The sequence below is a fragment of the Pseudomonas ogarae genome (assembly GCF_014268695.2).
Taxonomy (GTDB): Bacteria; Pseudomonadota; Gammaproteobacteria; order Pseudomonadales; family Pseudomonadaceae; genus Aquipseudomonas; species Aquipseudomonas kilonensis.
Window position 1 is genome coordinate 474,620 of sequence record NZ_CP077086.1, and the last position, 22,184, is coordinate 496,803.

Consider the following 22,184-nt stretch of genomic DNA (forward strand, 5'->3'; position numbering starts at 1 on the left):
AATTAGCCAAGTAAAGCCCTCTCCATTTCCTTTAGACTGGCCGCCCTCAAGCAAGCCTTCAGGACATGGAATGCCACCCCCTCACAGTCCCCTTCGCAAAGCTCTGGTCGTTTGGTTATATGCCGCCGCTCTGATGCATCTGCTCGCTGGCGTCACGCTGACCTGGGCCGGTCATTCCGGCTTGCTCGATAACTACCTGAACACCATCGAACAGGCTTTCTGGGGAGCCGACTCAGTGCCCGTCACGGCCCGCGCGCAACAGGTCTGGTGGCTGGCCTTGTTCGGCGCCACATTGCAGAGCTATGGGCTGTATATGCTCGCCCTCGTCCATATCGGCAATCGATTGAAGCGCGCCATGCCTTGGGGATGGTTAATCGCCGGCATCCTGCTGTGGGCGCCCCAGGACATGCTGATTTCCGCCCAGGCCCAGGTCTGGTCGCACCTGTGGTTCGACAGCGTCGCCCTGCTCGTTTTATTGCCGCCGCTGTTCTGGCTCTATCGCCACGACCGCCGCACCTCCCTGACTGACAACGCGTCGAGTGATTCAAACCATGCCTGACTTTTCACTGCTGGACTGGGCCATCACCCTGCTGATTGCCCAGGCGATCCTCGGTGCGCTGGATACCCTCTATCACCACGAACTCACCGTCGCCTTGCCCTATCGCCACAGTGCTCGGCTGGAACTCTCTATCCACGCCCTGCGCTCGTGCTTCTACGGGATCCTGTTCCTGGGCATGGCGCACTTGGCCTTCGAGGGGACGTGGGCGATTGTCATCGCGCTGCTGTTCGCCTTGGAGATCGGCCTGACGCTCTGGGATTTCGTGGTCGAGGACCGTAGCCGCAAGCTGCCCGCCATCGAGCGCATCATGCACACGGTGCTGGCGGTCAACGGCGGGGCCTTCTTCGCGCTGTACGGCGTGCAACTGGCGCAGTGGGCGAGTTTGCCCACCGGCCTGAGCGCGATCGACCTCGGCTGGCGCGGTTGGCTGCTGACCTTGTTCGCCATTGGGGTTACGGCCTCGGGGATTCGCGACGGCTTGGCGGCCCTGCGCATGCAACGCGCGGGCAAGCCCGCCAACCCGTTTGCCGGTGGTGCCTACAAGCGCGTGCTGGTGACCGGGGGCACCGGGTTTATCGGCGAGACGCTGGTCAATCAACTGCTCGACGCCGGGCACACGGTCAGCGTGCTGGCCCGTGATCCGTTGAAAGCGGCCTATCTGTTTGATGGCCGCGCCCGTTGCCTGCGCTCCTTGGGCAAGTTGGGTCATGACGAAACCTTTGATGTGGTGATCAACCTGGCAGGCGCGCCGGTCGCCGGGCCGCGCTGGAGCCCCGCGCGCCAGGCGCAACTCATCGCCAGTCGGGTCAATACCACTGAAGCCTTGATGACCTGGTTGAAAAACGCCCGGCACAAACCGGCGTTGTGGATACAGGCCTCGGCCGTCGGTTTTTATGGCGTGCGTGACGCCAGCGAAAGCCTCGATGAAAGTGCCGCCCAGGGCGATGGTTTCATGGCTGAACTCTGTGTGCGTTGGGAAGCCTCGGCTCGGCCTGCCACGGAGTTGGGCGTGCGCCAGGTGGTGATGCGCCTGGGCGTGGTGTTTGGCCCGGGCGGTGCTTTGTTGCCGTTGCTGATTCCATTTCGCCTGGGGTTTGGTGGGCGGATGGGTGACGGTCGGCAAATCATGAGTTGGGTGCACCGCGACGACGTGATCCAGGTGATCGCCCGGGCCTTCGATGACCAAAGCCTGAGCGGCACCTACAACCTGGTGGCGCCAGAAACAGTCAGTCAGGCGCTGTTCGCCGAAAGCGTTGGCAAGATGCTCAAGCGCCCGGTGTGGTTCCACATTCCCGCCGCGCCGGTGCGTGCCTTGGCAGGCGAAATGGCCCAGTTGTTTTTCGACGGCCAACGTGTGCTGCCAAGTCGTCTCGTCGAGGCGGGCTATACGTTCCGTTACCCGACGCTCGACGCTGCCCTGCGCGACCTGGCCTGAGGAGCGCCCATGAGCAAGCCCCGGATGTACCTGCTGGCTGGCAACGGAAGCGCTGCCGATTGGTGGGACGATGCGTTGCCGCACTTTCAACACCACAATGTGGTGCCGCTGGAGCTGCCCGGCTTCGGCAACAACCCTCAGGCTCCCTGCGAAGACTTGGCGGCCTACGCCCAGGCGTTGTTGGCGGCAACGGACAAGGGCAGCGCGATCATGGCGGTCGGGGTCAACGCCTTGCTGGTGCTGCACGCCTTGCAACGTCAGCCGGGGCATTTTTGTCGCAGCGTGTTGTTGGCGCCGGTGGGTGCGTTTTTGTGGCAACGACGGCTGCCGGCGTTGATGTCGCCGCTGCCGATTCGCAAGACCATTCACTGGCTGCTGGCGAACAAACCGACGCTGTTTGCCCACAAGTTTTCCAGCCAGGCCTGGACGCCCGCGCAGTACCAGCGCATGGGCGCCGGCTATGCTCGCTGCCGCGCCTTTGTGCCGCACTGGGACTTGGTGCGTGCCGACACCGCCTTGCCATTGTTGGAGTGGATCACCGACCCGGTCGAACTGGTGTGGGGCGATCAGGACAAGGTACTGGGCGTCGCGCAGGCGGCAGCATGGTCGGCCATTCTTGCCCGTGCCGATTTGACCATCAGCCTGAAACCCGGTTGGGGCCATTACCCGTGGATCGACTCACCCGCTGAGTTCGCGGCGTGGCTGGAGTCGGGCGAACGTGGTTTCGTCGCGCACACCAAAGGCGGTCGCTTGCGCCTGGCGGCGCTGGCTGGGCAGCCGGTGCCTGCGGCGCTGTCGCTCAACGATTGCGCTGACCCGCGCTTGGCAAACTTTCTGGAGAGCCAGCCGGACGCTATCTGGGCAGTGCGCTCCTCCAGTTATGGGGAGGATCAGGCCGATGCGGCCAATGCCGGCTTGAGTACCACGTTCCTGCGCGAGCCGACGCATAATGTGCCGGCGCGCATTGCCGAGTTGAGTGCGGCAGGTGTCGAAGAAGTGGTGGTGCAGCGCTTCATCACACCACAGCTGTCCGGGATTGCCTTCGTGCGTCACCTGTCAGTCGAACTGGAATGGGTCGAAGGTCATCTGGAGTCGTTGGCCGATGGTAAGGTGAGCCCGGAGCGGGCGATCATTTCCCGTCTTGGCGCGGCGTGGAACAGCGATACATTCAAGCCAGCCCACGGCCTGACTGCGGACCTGCTGTGGCGGTTTCTCCAAGGCGTATTGCGGGTCTTTCATTACGTACCCGGCGACGTTGAATGGGCCTGGGACGGCACGCAACTCTGGCTGCTGCAGTACCGGCCGATCAGCGACTACGGCTGGCGCCGCCACCTGACCGCCGCCAACATCGCCGAGATCCTGCCACCGCAACCCAGCGTATTGGTGGAGTACGCCCAGCGCCGCGCGGCGGCGAGCATTCCGGCGATCATGGCGCGTTGGGATCCGCGGGTACTGCAAGACAACGAGCCTTTCACGGCGGTGTTTGGCGGTGCTTCGTATATCAACAACGACCTGTTTCTCGCCCGGCTGGCCGACTGGGGCATCAGCGCCAGCAGCTACGCCGGCGAGGTCGGCGGCGCGACACCGCACCTGCCTTGGCGGCCGCTACGTCTGCTGCGTTCGCTGCCGTTGTTCCTGCGTATGCAACGCATTGCCCGCGGGCATTTGCTGACGCTGGAAAACGGCTTGCGACGTTTTGACCGAGAGCTGCACGAACTGACCGGACAAGGCGCAGACGGCCAGCAACTGGCCGACTGGTTTACCCGTTTCTACGTGTTCGTGGTGCAAGGCAACCTGTGCATCGCCAGTGCCTTGGCCAGCAGCGGCGGTGACTGGCTGGGCCGGCCACCAACCGCCTATGACAATCTTGAACACAGCCCCCATCGGCTGCCCTGGGAAACCGACCCAGCGACGCCACGCCCGGCACCGACCGAGCTGCCGCTGCAGGCCTTCCCACAATGGCCCCTGACGATTCGCCTGGCCCATTCGACCGGTCTGCCAGGCTTGCGCGGTTACTACTTGCAAGTGCGCGAATGGTATCGCGACAACCTGATGCGGATTTTCTTCCGTCTGCACCACGCCATGCCGAGCGTCGATCAAACGTATTGGTTCGCGCCGCACCCGGATATCCGCAGCCGCGACGGCAGCTTCTGGCAGGACGGTCGTGAAGGCACCGAACAGGCGAGTGGGTTCTTGATCTACCCAGGGCAGGCCCAAGGTATTTTGGGCGAGGACATCCTGCTGGAAGACACCCTGGACCCTGGCCGCCATGCCCACTATCAAAGCGCCCGGGCTGTGATCGCGCGGATGGGCGGCCGCTTGTCCCACGGCTCGACACTGCTACGTGAATTACGCAAACCTTCGGCGGTATTGCCTCAGGTGGATGTGGGTTGGTTGGGGCGTGAGGTGGTGTATTGCGATGGGAAGTTGAGGTTGGTGGAGTAGGCAGCGCGATGTCTGCCAACCACATAACCTGTGGCGAGGGGATTTATCCCCGTTAGGCTGCGTAGCAGCCTCGAAACCTGACGCTTCGGTACTTCAGGGAGATTGAATACATGCTTGGGACTGCTGCGCAGTCCAGCGGGGATAAATCCCCTCGCCACAGAGATTTCTCCTTGCTTCACGGTTACTCCCTTGACGCCCCCTACCGCTGTCGTAGACTCCGCCCATCCGTCAGGGAGTAACGGTCATGCGACGTTTAAGTAGTTGGGTTGTGGGATTGGCCTTTGTAACGTGTGGGGTCCAGGCGCAAACGCCGGCTTCCGACGATCCGTTGCTTGAGAGCAACGTTTCGGCCAGTGCGTCTGGCAACGAGGCGCGAGGGGTGCTTCGGGCGCGGGATCAGGCGGTGCTGGCCAGTGAGTTGGCCGGGCGGATTGTCGAGTTGCCGTTCAGTGAGGGCGAGTCGTTCAAGAAGGGCGACACCCTGGCGCGTTTCGATTGCTCGGCCTATCAGGCCCAGCTCAATGCGGCCCAGGCGGCGAGCCGTGGGGCCGGTGAAGAGCTGGCGCATAACCGACAGTTGGCGGCGTTGAAGTCTGTCGGGCGGTTTGAAGTGTCGCGGGCCGAGGCCCGGCTCAGCGAGGCCCAGGCGCAGTCCCAGGTGTATCAGGTCCAGGTCAAGCGCTGCAGCGTGATCGCACCCTTCGACGGGCAAGTGGTGGCGCGCAAGGTCCAGCGTTATGAAAGCGTCGCAGCCGGCGCGCCGTTGCTGGATGTGGTCGACAACCGCACCCTGGAGATTCACTTGCTGGTGCCTTCACGCTGGATGGACAGGCTCAAGCCCGGTCAGCCCTTTACCTTTGTTCCCGATGAGACCGGCAAGCCGTTGCAGGCGACGGTCAAGCGCTTGGGCGCGCGCATTGACGAGGGCAGCCAGACCTTGCTGCTGGTGGCGAACGTGCCGGATGCCAGCGGCCTGTTGTCGGGCATGAGCGGCACGGCGCGTTTCGCGGAGCCCAAGTGAACGCGCCGATATCGGGCAGCGCCGAGCAGGTGTTTGCCCGCTTCCTCGACCTTGAACGCCAGACCCGGGCCGCACGAACGCCGGCGCAATTGAGCTACAGCCTGGTCAACGACGGCCAGGCCTTGTTCGGGTTTCGCCACGCCGCGTTGTTGATCGCCGGCAAGGTCCAGGCCGTGACTGGCGTCAGTACCGTGGAGCCGAATGCGCCGTTCGTGGCGTTTGTCGAGCAGGCGGTGGCGCAGTTGTTCAAGCAGGGGGTGCTGAATCAGGCCCGGGTGATTGCCGGCGATCTCGTGAGCGAAGCCATCCGGGCAGACTGGCGAAGCCTGTCGGCCGGGCAAGTATTCTGGCTGCCGTTGATCGATCATCAGGGCCAGGTGTTCGGTGGCTTGTGGCTGGCCCGCGATCTGCCCTGGACCCCGTCCGAACAAGTGCTGCTGTCGCAACTGGGCGACACCTACAGCCATGCGTGGCTGGCGTTGCAACCGCGCAAGCCGTGGCGCCTGCGCTGGACACGCAAGCGCCAGGTTGCCCTGGTGGCGGTGTTGCTGCTGGGCTTGCTGATCCCTGTGCGCCAGTCAGTGTTGGCCCCGGCCGAAGTAGTGCCGCTGGGCGGGCAGGTGGTGGCGGCGCCGTTGGATGGGGTGATCGCCGAATTCCTGGTCAAGCCCAACCAGGCCGTCAAGAACGGCGACCTGCTGTTGCGTTTCGAAAGCACCAGCCTCAAGGCCCAGGCCGATGTGGCCGAGCGTGCGTTGGGCGTGGCCGAGGCGGAACTCAAGGCCAACTCCCAGCGCTCGTTTGCCGACGCGGAATCGAGTTCGAAGATTGACTTGCTGGCCGCCCGCGTCGAACAGAAACGCGCCGAGCGCAACTACGCCCTTGAACTGCTCAAGCGCAGCGAAGTACGCGCCGAGCGGGACGGCATCGCGGTGTTTGCCGACGCCGAGCGCTGGCTCGGCAAGCCCGTGCAGACCGGCGAGCGGCTGATGGAAATCGCCGATCCGAACCAGGCCGAGTTGCGTATTGAATTGGCGGTGGGCGACGCGATTGCCCTGGAGCCCGGTGCGCAAGTGGCGTTGTTTCTCGACAGCGACCCGTTGCAGCGACACCTGGCCTGGCTCGAACGTTCGGCCTATGAAGCGCAGCCGACCGCCGCCGGGCAACTGGCGTATCGGTTGGATGCACGTTTCGATGCTCAAGCGCCGCGTATCGGCCTGCGAGGTACAGCGAAGGTCTTCGGCGACCGCGCGCCGCTGGCGTTGTACCTGCTGCGTCGACCACTGGCCGGCCTGCGCCAGAGCGTAGGCCTGTAGCATGGACCTGCCGAGCCTGCGGCCGGACCTGCAATTGTCCCCGGCGGCGCCGGACCCGGACGGTTCGCCGCAGTGGACCTTGGCCGATCCGGTGCGCGGACGCTATTTCAAGCTGGGCGCGGCGGCGATGCGCATGTTGCGACACTGGTCCCTGGGCGATCCGGAACAGGTGTTGCAGGCGGCGAACCGCGAGCCGGGCCTGCCGCTCAATGGCGAATCGCTGGAGCAGTTGCTGGGCTTCTTGCGTGGTCATGATCTGATCAGCGCAATGGACCCGCAGCAGCGCGACAGCTATCTCTTCAAGACCGCCGCGCAGCGCCAGAGCCTGTGGCAGATCCTGCTGCACCAATACCTGTTTTTTCGCATTCCGTTGTGGCGCCCGGACGCGTTTCTCAATCGTGCCTGGCCCTGGTTGGCGCGGTTTGGCCCCGGGATCCTGCGCTATGGCTTGCCGCTGACCCTGGGCCTCGGCATCTTCCTGGTGTCGCGGGACTGGCAGCGATTCATCGCGACGTTTCCGCACCTGTTCAGCCTGGGTGGTGCGCTGGCGTTCGGGACGGCATTGCTCTTCGCCAAGCTGTGCCACGAATTCGGCCATGCGTTCATGGCCAAGCGCGCCGGTTGTCGTGTGCAAAGCATGGGCGTGGCGTTCATGGTGCTGTTGCCGATGTTCTACACCGACGTCAGCGACGCCTGGCGGATCAATGATCGTCGCGCGCGGTTGCTGATCGGTGCCGGCGGGGTCTTGGCCGAGCTGGTGCTGGCGTGCATCGCGTTGCTGGCCTGGTCGCTGCTGCCCGACGGGCCGGCGCGCACCGCGGCGTTCATGCTGGCCAGCGCCACCTGGATCACCACGTTGATCATCAACCTTAACCCCTTCATGCGCTTCGACGGGTATTTCCTGCTCAGTGATTTCTGGGCGGTGGATAACCTTCAGGGGCGTGCATTCGCCCTGTGCCGCTGGCGCCTGCGCGAAGCCTTGTTCGGTTATGGCGCGGCGGCGCCGGAACCCTGGTCGCCGAAGATGCGCCGGCGTTTGCTGGTGTGGGGCTATGGCTCCTGGCTGTGGCGGGCGTTGTTGTTTTTCGGGATTGCCCTGGCGGTCTATCACCTGTTCTTCAAGGTGCTGGGCATTTTTCTGATGATGGTGGAATTGGTGTGGTTCATTTTTATGCCCATCGTGAATGAATGGCGGCAATGGTGGAGCCGCCGTGAGCAGGCCCATGGTGCTCGGGTGCTCCTGAGCGGCCTGGTCGTGCTGGCGGTGCTGTTGGTGCTGTTGCTGCCCTGGCGCAGCGCGGTGGAAGTGCCGGCCATGCTCGAGGCCGGGCGCGCCAGTGCCTTGCACGCGCCGGTGGCGGCGCGGGTCAAGCAAGTGAATGTGCGCGACGGTCAGACCGTGGCCCAGGGCGATGTGTTGATTGAGTTGGAGTCGCCGGACATGGCGTCACGCCTGACCATCGTGCGTCGGGAAATCCAGATCCAGCAGTTGCAGATGCGTCGTCAGGCCGGGCGCAGCGAAACCGCCGCCGATGCTGGCATCATCGAACAGCAACTGGCCGAAGCGGTGGCCGAGTACCGGGGCCTGGTCGCCCAGCGTGAACGCCTGTTATTGCGTGCGCCCCATGCTGGCCAGGTGCGCGACTTGTTGCCGCAACTTTCGGTCGGGCGCTGGTTGTCGCCCACGCAGGCGCTGGCGCGGGTGGTGCAGACCGATTCGCGGCTGCGCGGGTACTTGACCGAAGCTGAGCTTTGGCGGGTCGAGCCGGGTGCCACGGGACGCTTCATTGCTGACGATCCGATGCACACCTCGATTGCTGTGCAGTTGAATGAAATTGACACCAATGGCGTGGCCTGGGTCGAACAGCAAGCGTTGACGTCCGACCATCACGGGCCGATTGCGGTTCGCCGCGATTCGCAACAGCGGGCCGAGCCGGTGCAGGCGCAATATGGCGTGCGCTTGAGTGCGGTCGACGAGGCGTCGGCTCCGGTGCAGCCGCTGCGCGGCGTGGCGGTGTTGCAGGGCAAGGGCGAGTCGGTGTTGGGAGCGGCCTGGCGTCGGTTGGCGGCGTTGGGTGTCAGGGAAAGCGGGTTCTAAGGGGTGAGCATGGATTCAGTGGCGGCAGAGGGATTGGTGGTGCGTCCATCGCGGGTCAGCGATGGGCCGTTCCTGCAGAGCCTGTACCAGGCGGCGCGACCGGACCTGCAATGGATCGATGGCGAGCCTGAGCAGGTGCAGCAGGTAATTGCCCAGCAGTTCCAGGTGCAGGAGCAAGGGTTGGGCGAGAACTTTCCCAACGCCATGCATTACATCGTGGAAAAACTCGGCACCGCCATCGGTGCCTTGAGCACGGATTTTGGCCCCAATGAGATCCGCGTGCTGTACCTGGCCTTCATCCCCCAGGCACGTGGGCAAGGTTATGGCCGGACGGTGTTGCAGGGGGTGCAGAAAGCCGCGCAACAGATCCGTTGCCCGGTGGCGACCGTGGTCTGGGCCAGCAACCCCCATGCGCGCCGGCACTACCTGGCGCTGGGTTTCGAAGTGCAAGAGCGCAACCCGGCGGCGGAGCGGTTGGTCTGGTATCCGAAAGGCAACTGACCCAATCTTGCAGACACCATAAATCCCTGTGGGAGCGGGCTGTGTGGGAGCAAGGCTTGCCCGCGATGAAAACGCCGCGGTCTCTTGAGGACCGCAGCGCCTGGATCGCGAGCAAGCTTTGCTCCCACACAGCCCGCTCCGACAATAGGTTTGTTTTGAACTCAGGTTTTGTGTGATCAGTTAAACGCGATGTAGAAATACCCCAGCGCCGGATCCCGTCCCATGGGCGGTATCCGCGACACGAACACCCCTTCTATCTTGCCCAGTTCCGGGACTTCCAGCCCGCAGAGGCCATCCACGAACGCCGTGCTTTCCAGGCTGTTGAATTCCACGCTGAAGGGCATGCGCTCGGTGTTCGGCATCTTGGCCCGAGGTGTTTCTTCGAGGGTTTCGAAGCGCACCGGCAGGCAACTGCCGTCGGGCAGGGTCAGGCTGCCGGTCTGGCCCAGCAGCGGTTGGAAATGGCGGCTATGAACCTGTTGCAGCATGTCGACACTCCAAAAGGCCGGAGGACCGCAGCCCTCCGGCGGTTCATCAGTTACGGGACGGGAAGTAGCCTTGAAGGGCGATGCTGAAGTTGATTGCCAGGAACGGATTCATGACCGCCATGGGCATGTTGCCGCCCGTGGGGGCGACCGTGCCGTTGACCGTGGTGGTCACGCCTTGCAGCGGCACTGGCGAAGCGCCTATCTGGTCGGAATAGATTGCCGCCGAGCCCGGCCCGGTGCCCGAGGTGCCGATGAACGAGTTGGTGGCCGTGGGCGTATTCACCGGATTGCTGGCCGGGTTGGCCAACTGCAGGGTGGTCGAGGCGGTGATGCCGGTGAGGGCGTGGGTGTGGTTGGGCAGGTTGTTGATCGTGGCGGTGACGTTTTCGGTGCCGGAGATTTCACCGATGACGCGCGGGGTCAGGCCCAGGCCATTGCCTTGGCCCAAGGGCAGGCGCCCTTGCAGGTTGGGCAGCATGAAGGTGGTCTGGCCGTTGCCTCCGTACGTCACGCCGATCAGGGCGAACAAGGTCTGGTATTGAGTAAGGGCAAGAGTCTGCCCGTTGCACAGGGCCCAATTAGCGGGTGCAAAGTTAAAGGCGAATGACTGGATAGTGCCGATGAATACTTCCATAGATTCCTCATCCTTCAGGTTATTGGTCTTGCAGTGCCCGGACGTGAAGGACAAGAGTGCGATCAGCCCGACTCCTTGATTCCCTGGCCTGGTCACGCACGGCTGAGCGTAGACCGGGATGTTTGATTTTGCCGGGCGAAGCGGGCGGAAAAATGTCGTGACACGGCTTAATCGATTCAGGTTCCCGAGCGTCTCTACCGTCCATCTTTTTTATAGCTTGGAATGAATCTGATATCAAAGTACTACTAGGCGAAGATTGTTTCCTCGGCTACGCTTCGCGGTACAAAGGGACTACAAACAGGTGAAGGGATTGCCGCAGTTTCACTTTATCTCCGGTTTACCGCGCTCAGGCTCGACCCTGCTTTCTGCCATTTTGTTGCAGAACCCGCGCTTTCATGCCGGCATGACCAGTCCCGTCGGCACGCTGTTCAGCAGCGTCCTGCAGCAATGCAGCGCCGGCAGCGAGTTCGGTTCGGTCATCGACACCGATCTGCGCCGCCGCCTTTTGCGTGGTCTCTTCGATTCCTACTACGCCGACAAATCCGACAAGCCGGTCATCTTCGATACAAACCGCCAGTGGTGTGCTCGCTTGCCTGCCCTGCAGGATCTGTTTCCCCAAGCCAAGACCATCGCCTGTGTGCGCAACGTCGCCTGGGTGCTCGACAGCCTGGAGCGGCTCTACCGCGCCAATCCGTTCGAAAACACCAAGCTGTTCAACGACGATGACGAGCGCAACACCGTCTACAGCCGCTGCGAAACCCTGGCCCAGCGCAACCGCCTGGTGGGGTTCGCCTGGACCGCGCTCAAAGAGGCCTACTACGGTGAGAACGCCGAGTCGCTGCTGATCGTTGATTACGATTTGTTGAGCCAGGCCCCGGAGCGGGTGATGCGCCTGGTGTACGAGTTCATCGGCGAACCCTGGTTCGAACACGATTTCAATCACTTGACCTACGACGCGCCGGCCTTCGACCAGGCCCTGGGCGTTGCCGGCTTGCACAAGGTCAAGCCCAAGGTCGCGCCGCAAGCCCGGCGGACCTTGTTGCCGCCGGATCTGTTTGAAAAGTATGCCGAGTTGTCGTTCTGGCGCGATGGGTCCGCAAGCGCCGCCAATGTCATTCGTATGAAAACCGACGCCGCCGTCAGCTGACTGCGGTTTTTTTCATTTGCGTGTTCAAGAAGTTCGAGTCCAGGTGATCGTCATGTGGTGGAGCAAAGGCAAATCGCGGGTAACCGAGGGCGCACAGGCCCTGGCATCGCCAATGATCATGTCCCTGGAGCCGCGAATGCTATTCGACGGCGCGGTGGCGGCAACCGTGGCCGACGCCGCGCAACCGGACGCGCAGCCGACCGCTGATGCCGCGAAGGCGCCGACGGCCGACCAGCCTTCCGACAACCATGCGCCTCAGGGTCAGGCTGACGCCACCGAGGCTGCCGTCCCAGGCAAGTCTGTGGTGTTCGTCGACTCCCGGGTCAAGGATGCCAGCAGCCTTCTACAAGGTGTGGCTCCTGGTACCGATGTGGTGCAACTGGATGCCACCAAAGACGGTTTGCAACAGATCGCCGATTACCTGGACACCCACCAGGGCGTTAGCTCAGTGCAGATCATCGCCCACGGTAACGCCGGTGATTTGTGGCTGGGCAACAGCTACCTGTCGGCGGACAACGTCCAGGCCCGCAGCGAAGTGCTGGCACAGATCGGCCAGGACATGAACGCTGGCGGCGACATCCTGATCTACGGTTGCTACACCGCTGAGGGCGACCGTGGCCTGAGCCTGGTCAACTCGCTGGCGCAGCTCACCGGCCGAGACGTGGCCGCCTCCGACGACCGCACTGGCCTGGGCGGCGACTGGAACCTGGAAATCGCCACCGGCACCATCGAAAGCGCCAACGTGCTCTCGGCCAATGCCATGAGCGAGTACCAATGGGGCCTGGCCACCTGGACCGCCACCAACAACCTCAATTCGGGTATCGGTTCTTTGCGCGCTGCTCTGGATTCTGCCCAGAACGGCGACATCGTCACTTTCAATACCAGCATGACCGTCGCCCTGACCCAGGTGCTGGTGGTCGACAAGAACATCACCATCGATGGCGACCTCAATAACGACAACGTCGCCGACGTGACCCTCGACGGTCAGTACCGCACCCAGATCATGCAAGTGACGTCCGGCACCACGGCCACCCTCGATGGCCTGGTGATCACCCGGGGCATGGTGGCAGGCAACGGTGGTAATGGCGGCGACGATGCGCTGGTGTCCCAGGGCGGCGGCATCTACAACGCCGGCACCTTGACCCTGCGAAACGTCACGGTGACCGCGAACGCCGCTTCGGGCGGTGGTGGTGGCGGCGGTGTGACGCCGCAGTACGCCGGTGGTGCCGGTGGCGGCGGTGGCGCGATCACCGGCGGTACCGGTGGCAAGGGCGGCGACACGCTCAACTCCACGGGTTCCAACGGCACGGCCGGACAAGGTGGTGCGGGCGGCGGCTTCTTCAACATTGGCGGGCGTGGCGGTTCCACCACGGGTGGTGCGGGCGGTGCGGCTTATCCAGGCTACAGCACCGGTTCGGCCGGCGGCACGGCCACCAGCGGAGGCTTGTCCATCGGCGGTGGCGGCGGTGGCGATGGTTATGACGACATCGGCGGCGCTGGCGGCGGCGCGGTGGGGGGTATCTACAACGATACCGGCGCGACCCTGCGGATCATCGGCAACTCGACCATTTCCAACAACGTCGGCGCCGGCGGTGGCGGTGGCGGCGGCGGGGCTGGCGGTAGCTATCTCCAGGCAGGTGGTGCGGGCGGTGTCGGTGTCGGTGCCATCTGGAACAAAGGTTCGATCCTTATCACCGCTGCCAACTTCGCCGCCCTGGCCGGTAACGTCGGCGGCAGCGGCGTGGGTGGGACGAGTGCGGGCACCGCGGGTGTTTCGCCGGCGTCGGTGGCCAACGTCTACGGCGATGGCGGTACTATCAACACCAACTATGTGCCGGACGAAACGCCGCCCACCGCGACCGTTGTGGTGGCCAATACCAACCTCAACTCCGGTGGTACATCGACGGTCACCATCACCTTCTCCGAAGCCGTGACCGGCCTTACCGCGGCGGACCTGACGGTGCAGAACGGCAGCGTCGGCACCTTGACCAGTGGCGACGGTGGCATCACCTGGACGGGGACGTTGACTGCGGCCAGTGACATCGCCGACACCACCAACATCATCACCCTGAACAATACCGGCGTGGCCGACCTGGCCGGCAATGCCGGCGTGGGCACCACCGACTCGAACAACTACATCGTCAACGACACCGTGGCGCCCACGGCGTCCATCGTGGTGAGCGACACCGCCCTCAGGATTGGCGAAACCTCGACGGTCACCATCACCTTCAGCGAAGCGGTGAGCGGTTTCACCGCCGCCGACCTGACCGTCGCCAACGGTACCCTCAGCGGCCTGAGCAGCAGCGACGGTGGCATCACCTGGACGGCCACGCTGACACCGGATGCGGCGATCACCGATACCTCCAATCTCATTGTCCTGAATAACACGGGCGTGGCGGACCTCAATGGCAATGCAGGCGTTGGGACGACCAACTCCAACAACTACGCCGTCGACACGCAACGCCCGACCGCCACCATCGTGGTGTCTGACACCGCGCTGCGCGTCGGTGAAACCTCCGTGGTGACCATCACCTTCACCGAGGCCGTGAGTGGTTTCACCACCGCCGACCTGACGGTCGCCAATGGCACGGTCACCGGCCTGAGCAGCAGCGACGGAGGTATCACCTGGACCGGGACGCTTACCCCGAGCGCCAGCATCACTGACACCAGCAACCTGATCACTCTGGATAACACCGGCATTGCCGACCTGTCCGGAAACGCCGGCAGTGGCACCACCGACTCCAACAACTACGCCGTCGATACCCTGCGCCCGACCGCGACCATCGTGGTGGCCGATACCGCGCTGAACATCGGCGAAACCTCGCTGGTGACGATCACTTTCAGCGAGGCCGTCACGGGTTTCACCTTGGCGGACCTGACCGTTGCCAACGGCTCCTTGAGCGGCCTGAGCAGCAGCGACGGCGGTATCACCTGGACCGCGACGCTCACCCCGAGCGCAAGCGTCAGCGATGCCACCAACCTGATCATCCTGGCCAATACCGGTGTGGCGGACGCGGCGGGCAACACCGGCAGCGGCACCACCAGCTCCAACAACTATGCGGTCGACACCCAGCGTCCGACGGCGACTATCGTCGTGGCCGATAATGCCCTGAGCGTTGGCGAAACCTCGCTGGTGACCATCACTTTCAACGAAGCGGTGACAGGCTTTACCACCGCCGACCTGACGGTCGCGAACGGCACGGTCACTGGCCTGAGCAGCGGCGACGGCGGCATTACCTGGACCGGGACGCTCACGCCAAGCGCCAGCACCAGCGATACCAGCAACCTCATCACCCTGGATAACACCGGCGTGGCTGACGCGGCGGGCAACGCCGGCAGTGGCACCACCGATTCCAATAACTACGCCATCGACACCGCACGTCCGACCGCCACCATCGTGGTCGCCGACACGGCCATCGCCATTGGCGAAACATCGGTGGTGACGATCACCTTCAGCGAGGCGGTGACCGGTTTTACCCTGGCGGACCTGAGCGTCACCAACGGCAGCCTGAGCGGCCTGAGCACCAGCGACAACATCACCTACACCGCGACCTTCACACCGAGCGCGGGTGTCAGCGATGCCACCAACCTGATCACGCTCAATAACACGGGCGTAGTGGACGGCGCGGGCAATACCGGCAGCGGCACCACCGATTCCAACAACTACGCCGTCGACACCCTGCGTCCGACCGCCACCATCGTGGTCGCCGACACGGCGCTGAGCGTCGGCGAAACCTCGCTGGTGACCATTACCTTCTCCGAGGCGGTCAGCGGCTTCGACAATTCGGACCTGAGCATCGCCAACGGCACGCTGAGTGCGGTCAGCAGCAGTGATGGCGGCATCACCTGGACCGCCACCTTCACCCCGGCCCTCGGGGTCAGCGACACGTCCAACCTCATTGTCCTGAACAACACCGGGGTCAACGATGGGGCGGGCAACACCGGCAGCGGCACCACCAACTCCAACAACTACCAGGTCGACACCAACGTGCCGACGGCGACCATCGTGATTGCCGATACCACGTTGAGCATCGGCGAAACCTCGGTGGTCACCGTGACGTTCAACTCGGCGGTCAGCGGGTTCGACAACGCGGACTTGACCGTCAGCAACGGTACGCTCAGCACCATGAGCAGCACCGACGGTGGCGTCACCTGGACGGCCACATTCACGCCGAGCGTTAGCATTTCCGATACCAGCAACGTGATCACCCTGGACAACACCGGCTTGATCAACGGCGCGGGCAACGCGGGTGTTGGCACCACCGATTCCAACAACTACGCCGTCGATACGGTGCGCCCAACCGCGACCATCGTCGTGGCCGACACCGCCATCGCCGCCGGCGAGACCTCGCTGGTGACCATCACCTTCAGCGAGGCGGTGACGGCGTTCACCAGTGCTGATCTGACGGTCGCCAACGGCGTGATCTCCGGGCTGAGCAGCAGCGACGGCGGCATCACCTGGACCGCGACCTTCACGCCGACCGGTGGCGTCACGGACACCAGCAACGTTATCTCGCTCAACAGTGGTGGCATCGTTGACCTGGCGGGCAACCTCAATGTCGGCGGCACCGACTCCAACAACTACGCGCTGGACACCGAACGTCCGACCGCCACCATCGTGCTGAGCGATTCGGTGTTGAAACCGGGTGAAACCGCGCAGGTGACCATCACCTTCAGCGAGGCAGTGACCGGTTTCAGCAACGCGGACCTGAGCGTTGCCAACGGCACCCTGAGCGCCGTCAGCAGCAGCGATGGCGGCCTGACCTGGACCGCGACCTTCACGCCGACCCTGGGTGTGACCGACGCCAGCAACCTGATCACCCTGGACAATACCGGCGTGAGCGATGCGGCCGGCAATACCGGGACAGGCACCACCGATTCGGCCAATTATGTGGTCGAGACGCAGGTACCGACGGCCACGATCGTGGTGGCCGACAGTGCGCTGCAGATAGGGGAAACCTCGCAGGTCACTATTACGTTCTCGGAAGCGGTGAGCGGTTTCGACAACAGCGACTTGACCATCAGCAACGGCACGCTCAGCAATGTGTCGTCCACCGACGGCGGCGTCACCTGGACGGCCACGTTCACGCCGAGCGCCAGCATCACCGACACCAGCAACCTGATCAGCCTGGACACCAGCGGTGTGGTCAACGCCTCGGGCAACAGCGGTGTCGGTGTGGTGGACTCCAACAACTACGCGATCGACACGGTTCGCCCTGGCGCCACCATCACCGTGGGCGATACCAGCCTGGGCATCGGCCAGAGCACCACCGTGACCATCAGCTTCACCGAGGCGGTGTCCGGTTTCGACTTGTCGGATCTCAGTGTCGCCAATGGCGTGTTGTCCAACCTTGCCAGCAGTGACGGCGGCCTGACCTGGACCGCGACCCTGACGCCGACTGCCGGCGTCAACGATGCCACCAACCTGATCCTGCTCGACGCCAGCAATGTGCAGGACCTGGCCGGCAACGCCGGCGTGGGCATCGCGATTTCCGCCAACTATGCACTCGATGCCACCCGGCCGACGGCAACCATCGTGGTCGCTGACCCGAACCTGACAGTGGGCGAGACGACCCAGGTGACTTTCACTTTCAGCGAAGCGGTGACGGATTTTGACCTGTCGGACCTCAGCGTCACCAACGGTGAACTGAGCAACCTGACCACCAGCGATGGCGGCAAGACCTGGACCGCAACGTTTACACCGACGGTAAACCTCACCGACCCGAGCAACTTCATTGCCCTGGACACCAGCAACGTCAGCGACCTGACTGGCAACGCCGGGGCCAGCGTGGCGGTGTCCAACAACTATGCGATCGACACCGTGGTGCCCAACGATGTGAAGCCGCCACCGGAGTTCCTGACTTCCGACCCGGTCACGGTTATCCCGCCGTCCGAGGTGCCGCTGCAACCGATCGTCTTTACCCCGCCGACCGGCAACCTGGGCTCGCCGCTGGGCTTCCCACCGCTGTTCGAGCAACGGGACGTGGGCGGGGACCTGCGGCCGATTGGGGATATTTTCATCAACCATGGCGCACTGGCGCCGAGCTATATCGCCCAGGTCTTCAGCAGTGACGCCGCCGGCGATGGCAGTGGCCAGGGGTTCCTGGGCTTTGGTGGGGGCGATGGCGGGGTGTTCGGCAGCAGCACGCTTTCGACCCTGTTCGGCCAGGACTCCACTTCCGAGGGCGAGTCGATGGAGGCCTTCGGCAGCCAGTCGATGCAGGGCGGCGATGTGTCCCAAGGGCTGCGCGGGATGTTCGGGGCACCCACCCTGGGTCAGCAGCTGCAACAGCTCAAGGACACTGAACAACGTCAGGTCGATAGCCTGGCAACCGCGTTACGACAGGTCGGCATCAGCCAAGTGCAGGCCTGAACTCTAAAAAATATTGGGGCAGCCAGGGGCAATCCAGGGAATGAATAGAAGTCAGAAGTTATTCGGTATGAGTGTGCTGGCGTTGGTGGTGAGTGGATGTGCGGTCACCAGCGATCCGATCGAGCGTAGCGTCAGCGAACAGCGCGCTCGAACCGACCTGCAGAATATGTACAAGGATCAGGAGCCGCTCAGCGGCCCGCTGACCCTGCACCAGGCCATGGCCCGGGCAGTGAAGTACAACCTCGAAGGCCGCTTGAAGATCATGGAGGAAGCCCTGGCCAAGCGTCAGCTGGACCTGGCCAGTTTCGACATGCTGCCGCGCATGGCCCTGGACGCCGGTTATGTGGGTCGTAACAACGTCAACGCCTCAAGCAGCCAGAGCGTGGAAACCGGTACCCAGTCCCTGGAACCGTCGACCTCCCAGGATCGCGACCGCGAGGTGGCGGACCTGACCATGGTCTGGAACGTGCTCGATTTCGGCGTCAGCTACATCAGCGCCAAGCAGGCCGGGGACCAGCGGTTGATCGTGCAGGAGCGTCGGCGCAAGGTGATCAACACCATCGTCCAGGATGTGCGTTCGGCCTACTGGCGCGCCATGGCAGCCGAGCGCCTGCTCAAGCAGATCGACAGCCTGATGGTCCGGGTCGAGGCGGCGCGTGACAGCAGCCAGAGCATGAGCGAACAGCGCATCGGTGACCCGGTGCAGGCCTTGGGTTACCAGCGCTCGCTGATCCAGGCCACCCGCCAGCTGGAAGAGCAGCGCCGGGCGCTGTCCCTGGCCAAGACCGAACTGGCGACCTTGATCAACCTGCCCTTGGGTACCGAGCTGACCCTGGCGACCCAGGATGAATTCACCATCCCGGAACTCAAGGTCGACCTGGCCCGTCTCGAACAGGAAGCCCTGGCCAGCCGTCCGGAACTGCGCGAGCAGGATTACCAGACCCGCATCACCGCCGCCGAAACCCGCAAAGCCATGCTGCGCCTGCTGCCGGGGCTGGAGTTTTCCGCCGGCGGGCATTACGACAGCAACTCGTTCCTGGTGGAGCAGGGCTGGGCCGACTATGGCGTGAAAGTCACCTGGAACCTGTTCAACGTGATTTCCGCCCCGGCGGCCATCGACGTGGCCAAGGCCGGTGAAGAGGTGGCGTCGGCGCGGCGCCAGGCGATGTCGATTGCTGTGCTGGCGCAGTTGTACGTCGCCAATGCCAACTATCGCGAAGCGCTGCGCCAGTTCAAGACCAGCCAGCAACTGTCAGACATCGACGGGCAGATTGTCGGTCAGCTGCGCAGCCGTCACCAGGCTGCCGGCATCGGTGAGCTGGACCTGATTCAGGGCGAACTGAACACCCTGCAGGCCGATCTGCGCCGGGACCTGGCCTACGCCGACCTGCGCAACGCTTACGGGCAGATTTTTGCCAGTGCCGGTCTCGATCCGCTGCCAAACGAAGTGCAATCGACCGAAGTCCAGTCGATCGCCACGGCGCTGGCCAACCGCGAAGCGGCCTGGGCCCAGGGCGATATCACGGTGCCGACGACGGCCGCGGTGACTCAATAACCGGGCGCTGGCATGACGCGCCCGGCGTTTTCCCGGCTACCGGTGGCGGTGAACCTGCCGTTGCTGTTACAGGCACTGGCGGCCATTGAAGACGAGCGTTGGCAGGGGCATTTCAACAGTGCCTATTACAGCGGCGACTGGAGCGGTGTGGCGCTGATTTCAGCGGCCGATGCCGTCACCGAGCTGTCGCCCGGGTACGGCCAGCCGCTGCACCGCGCGCCTTGGTCGACGGATGGCCGCTGGCATGAAGCGTTGCGCGAATGGCCCCTGGAGATCGTCTCGGCCCGGCTGCTGCGGCTCGGGCCCGGCGGGTGCATCCACGAACATCGCGACTATGACCTGGGCGGGCCGGACGCTGACCTGCGCCTGCACGTGCCGTTGCTCAGTTCGCCTGGCGTGGACTTCTTCCTGGATGGGCAAATCATTCCGATGGCGGCGGGCGAGTGCTGGTTCCTCGACCTGGCGCGGCCTCATCGGGTTGTGAATCGAAGTGCTCATTCGCGGGTTCATCTGGTACTCGATTGTCGTCCCGGGCCGTGGCTGGCCCAGCAGATTGCCGATGGTCTGCCGACCACACCCGCCGGGGGGGGCGGGCCAAGCGACTTTGTCCGTTTTCAGCAGTACGTTGAAAGGGATCCTCATCTCGCCCGAACCTTGCAGAACCTGCATGAGCTGGACGCTTTCATTGACTCCGCCCTGGCGCTGGGGGCCGAACAAGGGCTTCATTTCACCCGGGAAGAATTGCGGGCCGCCATGCGCAACGGTCGCCAGCAGTGGAGAGACCAGTGGAAGACCTGAACCTGCACGGCTGGCTGCCGATCCGCGTGTGGCAAGAGGTCGGGCAATGGCGGGTCGATTGGTGCTGGTTTGGCGACGCGCGACTGTCGCAGCCATTCTTCGGCGACGCCGTGGAAGACGCCCTGCGCTTGCCCTTCAACCAGGCGTTCCGCCGCCAGACACCCTTGGACGTGCTCGGTCAGTGGCAACGACAAAGCCCGGGCCTGGCGCCCAGTGCGTTCATTTTCCATGCCTCCCGTTGCGGCTCGACCTTGATCAGCCAGATGCTTGCCCAATTGGACGATCACATCGTCATCTCGGAACCACCGCCCCTGGATACGTTGCTGCGCAGTGATTTGCCGTCGCCCGAGCGGTGCGTGGCGCTCAAGGGCTTGATGTCGGCCTATGGGCAGCGCCGCCGAGGCGTGGAGCAACGGCTGGTGGTCAAGCTCGACGCCTGGAACATCGGTGAGCTGGCGCTGTTGCGAGAATGTTTTCCCGACACGCCCTGGCTGTTCCTGTACCGCGACCCCTTGGAAATCGCCGTCTCCCACCTGCGGCGTCCCGGCATGCACATGGTGCCGGGGATGATCGGGGCGAGTGTCCTGGACGATGATTTGCCCTTCAGTAGCCCGGAAGATTTCATCTCGCGCCGGGTGGGGCGGTTGTTGGCGACGGGTTTGGAACACTGTCAGGTATTGGGTGCAATGGCGGTCAACTACACCGAACTGCCCGAGGCGATGGCGGGCCGGCTGGCGGTGTTTTTCCGGCTCGATGAGGAGCAAGGCAGGCAAGTGTTCGCGGCAGTGGGGCAGCATGCCAAGCAGCCGGCGCAAGCGTTTGTAGGCGACAGCGAGGACAAGCGCCGGGAGGCTTCGGCGTTGTTGCGTGAACGGGTGCTGCGCTGGGCGCAGGGGCCTTATGACGCGTTGAAGTCATTGCCGCTGTAACACGCTTTTGTGGCGAGGGAGCTTGCTCCCGCTGGGCTGCGCAGCGGCCCCAAGCTTTTGCGGTTGCTGCGCAACCGAGCGGGAGCAAGCTCCCTCGCCACAGGGAAATGCTCGCTCCGCGGATCAAGCCTTGTTGGGCGACAACTCCGCCATCCCCTTGAGCAATTCAATCGGCAAGGGGAAGACGATGGTGGAGCTTTTATCCCCGGCAATCGAGCCCAGTGTCTGCATGTAGCGCAACTGCATGGCACCTGGCTGGCGGCCGAGCATTTCGGCGGCCTGCATGAGTTTTTCCGAGGCTTGCAGCTCGCCTTCGGCGTGGATTACCTTGGCCCGGCGTTCCCGCTCGGCTTCGGCTTGGCGGGCGATGGCGCGGATCATCGATTCGTTGAGGTCCACGTGCTTGATCTCGACGTTCGCCACCTTGATGCCCCAGGCGTCGGTCTGGGCGTCGAGCACCTGCTGGATGTCGCCGTTCAATTGCTCGCGCTCGGCCAGCAGTTGGTCCAGGTCATGCTTACCGAGGACCGCGCGCAAGGTGGTCTGGGCCAGTTGGCTGGTGGCCATGAGGAAATTTTCGACCTGGATGATGGCTTTCTGTGGATCGAGAACGCGGAAATACAGCACCGCGTTGACCTTCACCGAGACGTTGTCGCGGGTGATCACGTCCTGGGGCGGTACATCGAGGACAATGGTGCGCAGGTCGACGCGGATCATCTGCTGAACCACTGGGATCAGCAGGATCAACCCAGGCCCCTTGACCTGCCAGAACCGACCGAGCTGGAACACCACCGCCCGTTCGTATTCACGCAGGATCCGGAATGTCGAAGCCGCCAACGCGATCAACAGCAACAACAGCATCGTAAAACCGATTTGCATACCCAT

General features: G+C 63.7%; 15 protein-coding genes. 12 read left to right on the forward strand and 3 right to left on the reverse strand.

Annotated elements, in window-relative coordinates:
• Positions 1-70 precede the first annotated feature (70 nt).
• The 7 genes from HU749_RS02015 (at position 71) to HU749_RS02045 (ending at position 9,375) form a co-directional block, all read left to right on the forward strand.
• Positions 71-559 (forward strand): cell division protein, encoded by a 489-nt coding sequence (locus HU749_RS02015; protein ID WP_176167038.1) that lies wholly within the window; start codon positions 71-73, stop codon positions 557-559.
• On the forward strand, positions 552-1,994 hold the full coding sequence (locus HU749_RS02020) for a TIGR01777 family oxidoreductase (protein WP_095963011.1): 1,443 nt from the start codon (positions 552-554) through the stop codon (positions 1,992-1,994). The genes HU749_RS02015 and HU749_RS02020 overlap by 8 nt, the downstream gene beginning before the upstream one ends.
• A 9-nt stretch (positions 1,995-2,003) precedes the next feature.
• A complete protein-coding gene (locus HU749_RS02025; RefSeq protein ID WP_186652540.1) occupies positions 2,004-4,439 on the forward strand; it encodes an alpha/beta fold hydrolase in 2,436 nt (811 codons plus the stop codon).
• A 244-nt stretch (positions 4,440-4,683) separates the two neighbouring features.
• Positions 4,684-5,460, forward strand: coding sequence for an efflux RND transporter periplasmic adaptor subunit (locus HU749_RS02030; protein WP_186652541.1), 777 nt, complete (start codon positions 4,684-4,686; stop codon positions 5,458-5,460).
• Complete coding sequence (locus HU749_RS02035; RefSeq protein WP_186652542.1) at positions 5,457-6,776, forward strand: efflux RND transporter periplasmic adaptor subunit; 1,320 nt, start codon at positions 5,457-5,459, stop codon at positions 6,774-6,776. The genes HU749_RS02030 and HU749_RS02035 overlap by 4 nt, the downstream gene beginning before the upstream one ends.
• A gap of 1 nt (position 6,777) precedes the next feature.
• Positions 6,778-8,874, forward strand: a complete 2,097-nt coding sequence (locus HU749_RS02040; RefSeq protein WP_186652543.1) for a site-2 protease family protein — start codon at positions 6,778-6,780, stop codon at positions 8,872-8,874.
• A gap of 9 nt (positions 8,875-8,883) precedes the next feature.
• A complete protein-coding gene (locus HU749_RS02045) occupies positions 8,884-9,375 on the forward strand; it encodes a GNAT family N-acetyltransferase (protein ID WP_186652544.1) in 492 nt (163 codons plus the stop codon).
• Positions 9,376-9,551: 176 nt separating this feature from the next.
• On the opposite strand, the gene HU749_RS02050 is transcribed toward HU749_RS02045, so the two are convergent.
• Together HU749_RS02050 and HU749_RS02055 are read right to left on the reverse strand one after the other, a co-directional pair.
• Positions 9,552-9,863: a DUF6916 family protein gene (locus tag HU749_RS02050; protein WP_014335980.1), complete on the reverse strand. Its 312-nt coding sequence runs from the start codon at positions 9,861-9,863 to the stop codon at positions 9,552-9,554.
• A gap of 46 nt (positions 9,864-9,909) precedes the next feature.
• Positions 9,910-10,497 (reverse strand): phage tail protein, encoded by a 588-nt coding sequence (locus tag HU749_RS02055; RefSeq protein WP_014335981.1) that lies wholly within the window; start codon positions 10,495-10,497, stop codon positions 9,910-9,912.
• Positions 10,498-10,798: 301 nt separating this feature from the next.
• Here HU749_RS02055 and HU749_RS02060 point away from each other — a divergent pair, with 301 nt between their 5' ends.
• From HU749_RS02060 to HU749_RS02080, 5 genes are read left to right on the forward strand one after another with little or no spacing between them, the layout of a single operon-like run.
• The gene (locus HU749_RS02060) at positions 10,799-11,644 is read left to right on the forward strand and encodes a sulfotransferase family protein (protein WP_014335982.1); all 846 of its coding nucleotides are present in this window, start codon (positions 10,799-10,801) and stop codon (positions 11,642-11,644) included.
• Positions 11,645-11,696: 52 nt separating this feature from the next.
• Positions 11,697-18,017, forward strand: a complete 6,321-nt coding sequence (locus HU749_RS02065) for an Ig-like domain-containing protein (protein WP_186652553.1) — start codon at positions 11,697-11,699, stop codon at positions 18,015-18,017.
• Between the two features lie 40 nt (positions 18,018-18,057).
• Entirely contained in the window at positions 18,058-19,572 is a 1,515-nt protein-coding gene (locus HU749_RS02070) for a TolC family protein (protein WP_014335984.1), read from the forward strand.
• A 12-nt stretch (positions 19,573-19,584) separates the two neighbouring features.
• Positions 19,585-20,370, forward strand: a complete 786-nt coding sequence (locus tag HU749_RS02075; RefSeq protein ID WP_186652552.1) for an aspartyl/asparaginyl beta-hydroxylase domain-containing protein — start codon at positions 19,585-19,587, stop codon at positions 20,368-20,370.
• Positions 20,358-21,299: a sulfotransferase family protein gene (locus tag HU749_RS02080; protein WP_186652551.1), complete on the forward strand. Its 942-nt coding sequence runs from the start codon at positions 20,358-20,360 to the stop codon at positions 21,297-21,299. The genes HU749_RS02075 and HU749_RS02080 overlap by 13 nt, the downstream gene beginning before the upstream one ends.
• 123 nt (positions 21,300-21,422) lie before the next feature.
• On the opposite strand, the gene HU749_RS02085 is transcribed toward HU749_RS02080, so the two are convergent.
• Complete coding sequence (locus HU749_RS02085) at positions 21,423-22,184, reverse strand: slipin family protein (RefSeq protein ID WP_003196596.1); 762 nt, start codon at positions 22,182-22,184, stop codon at positions 21,423-21,425.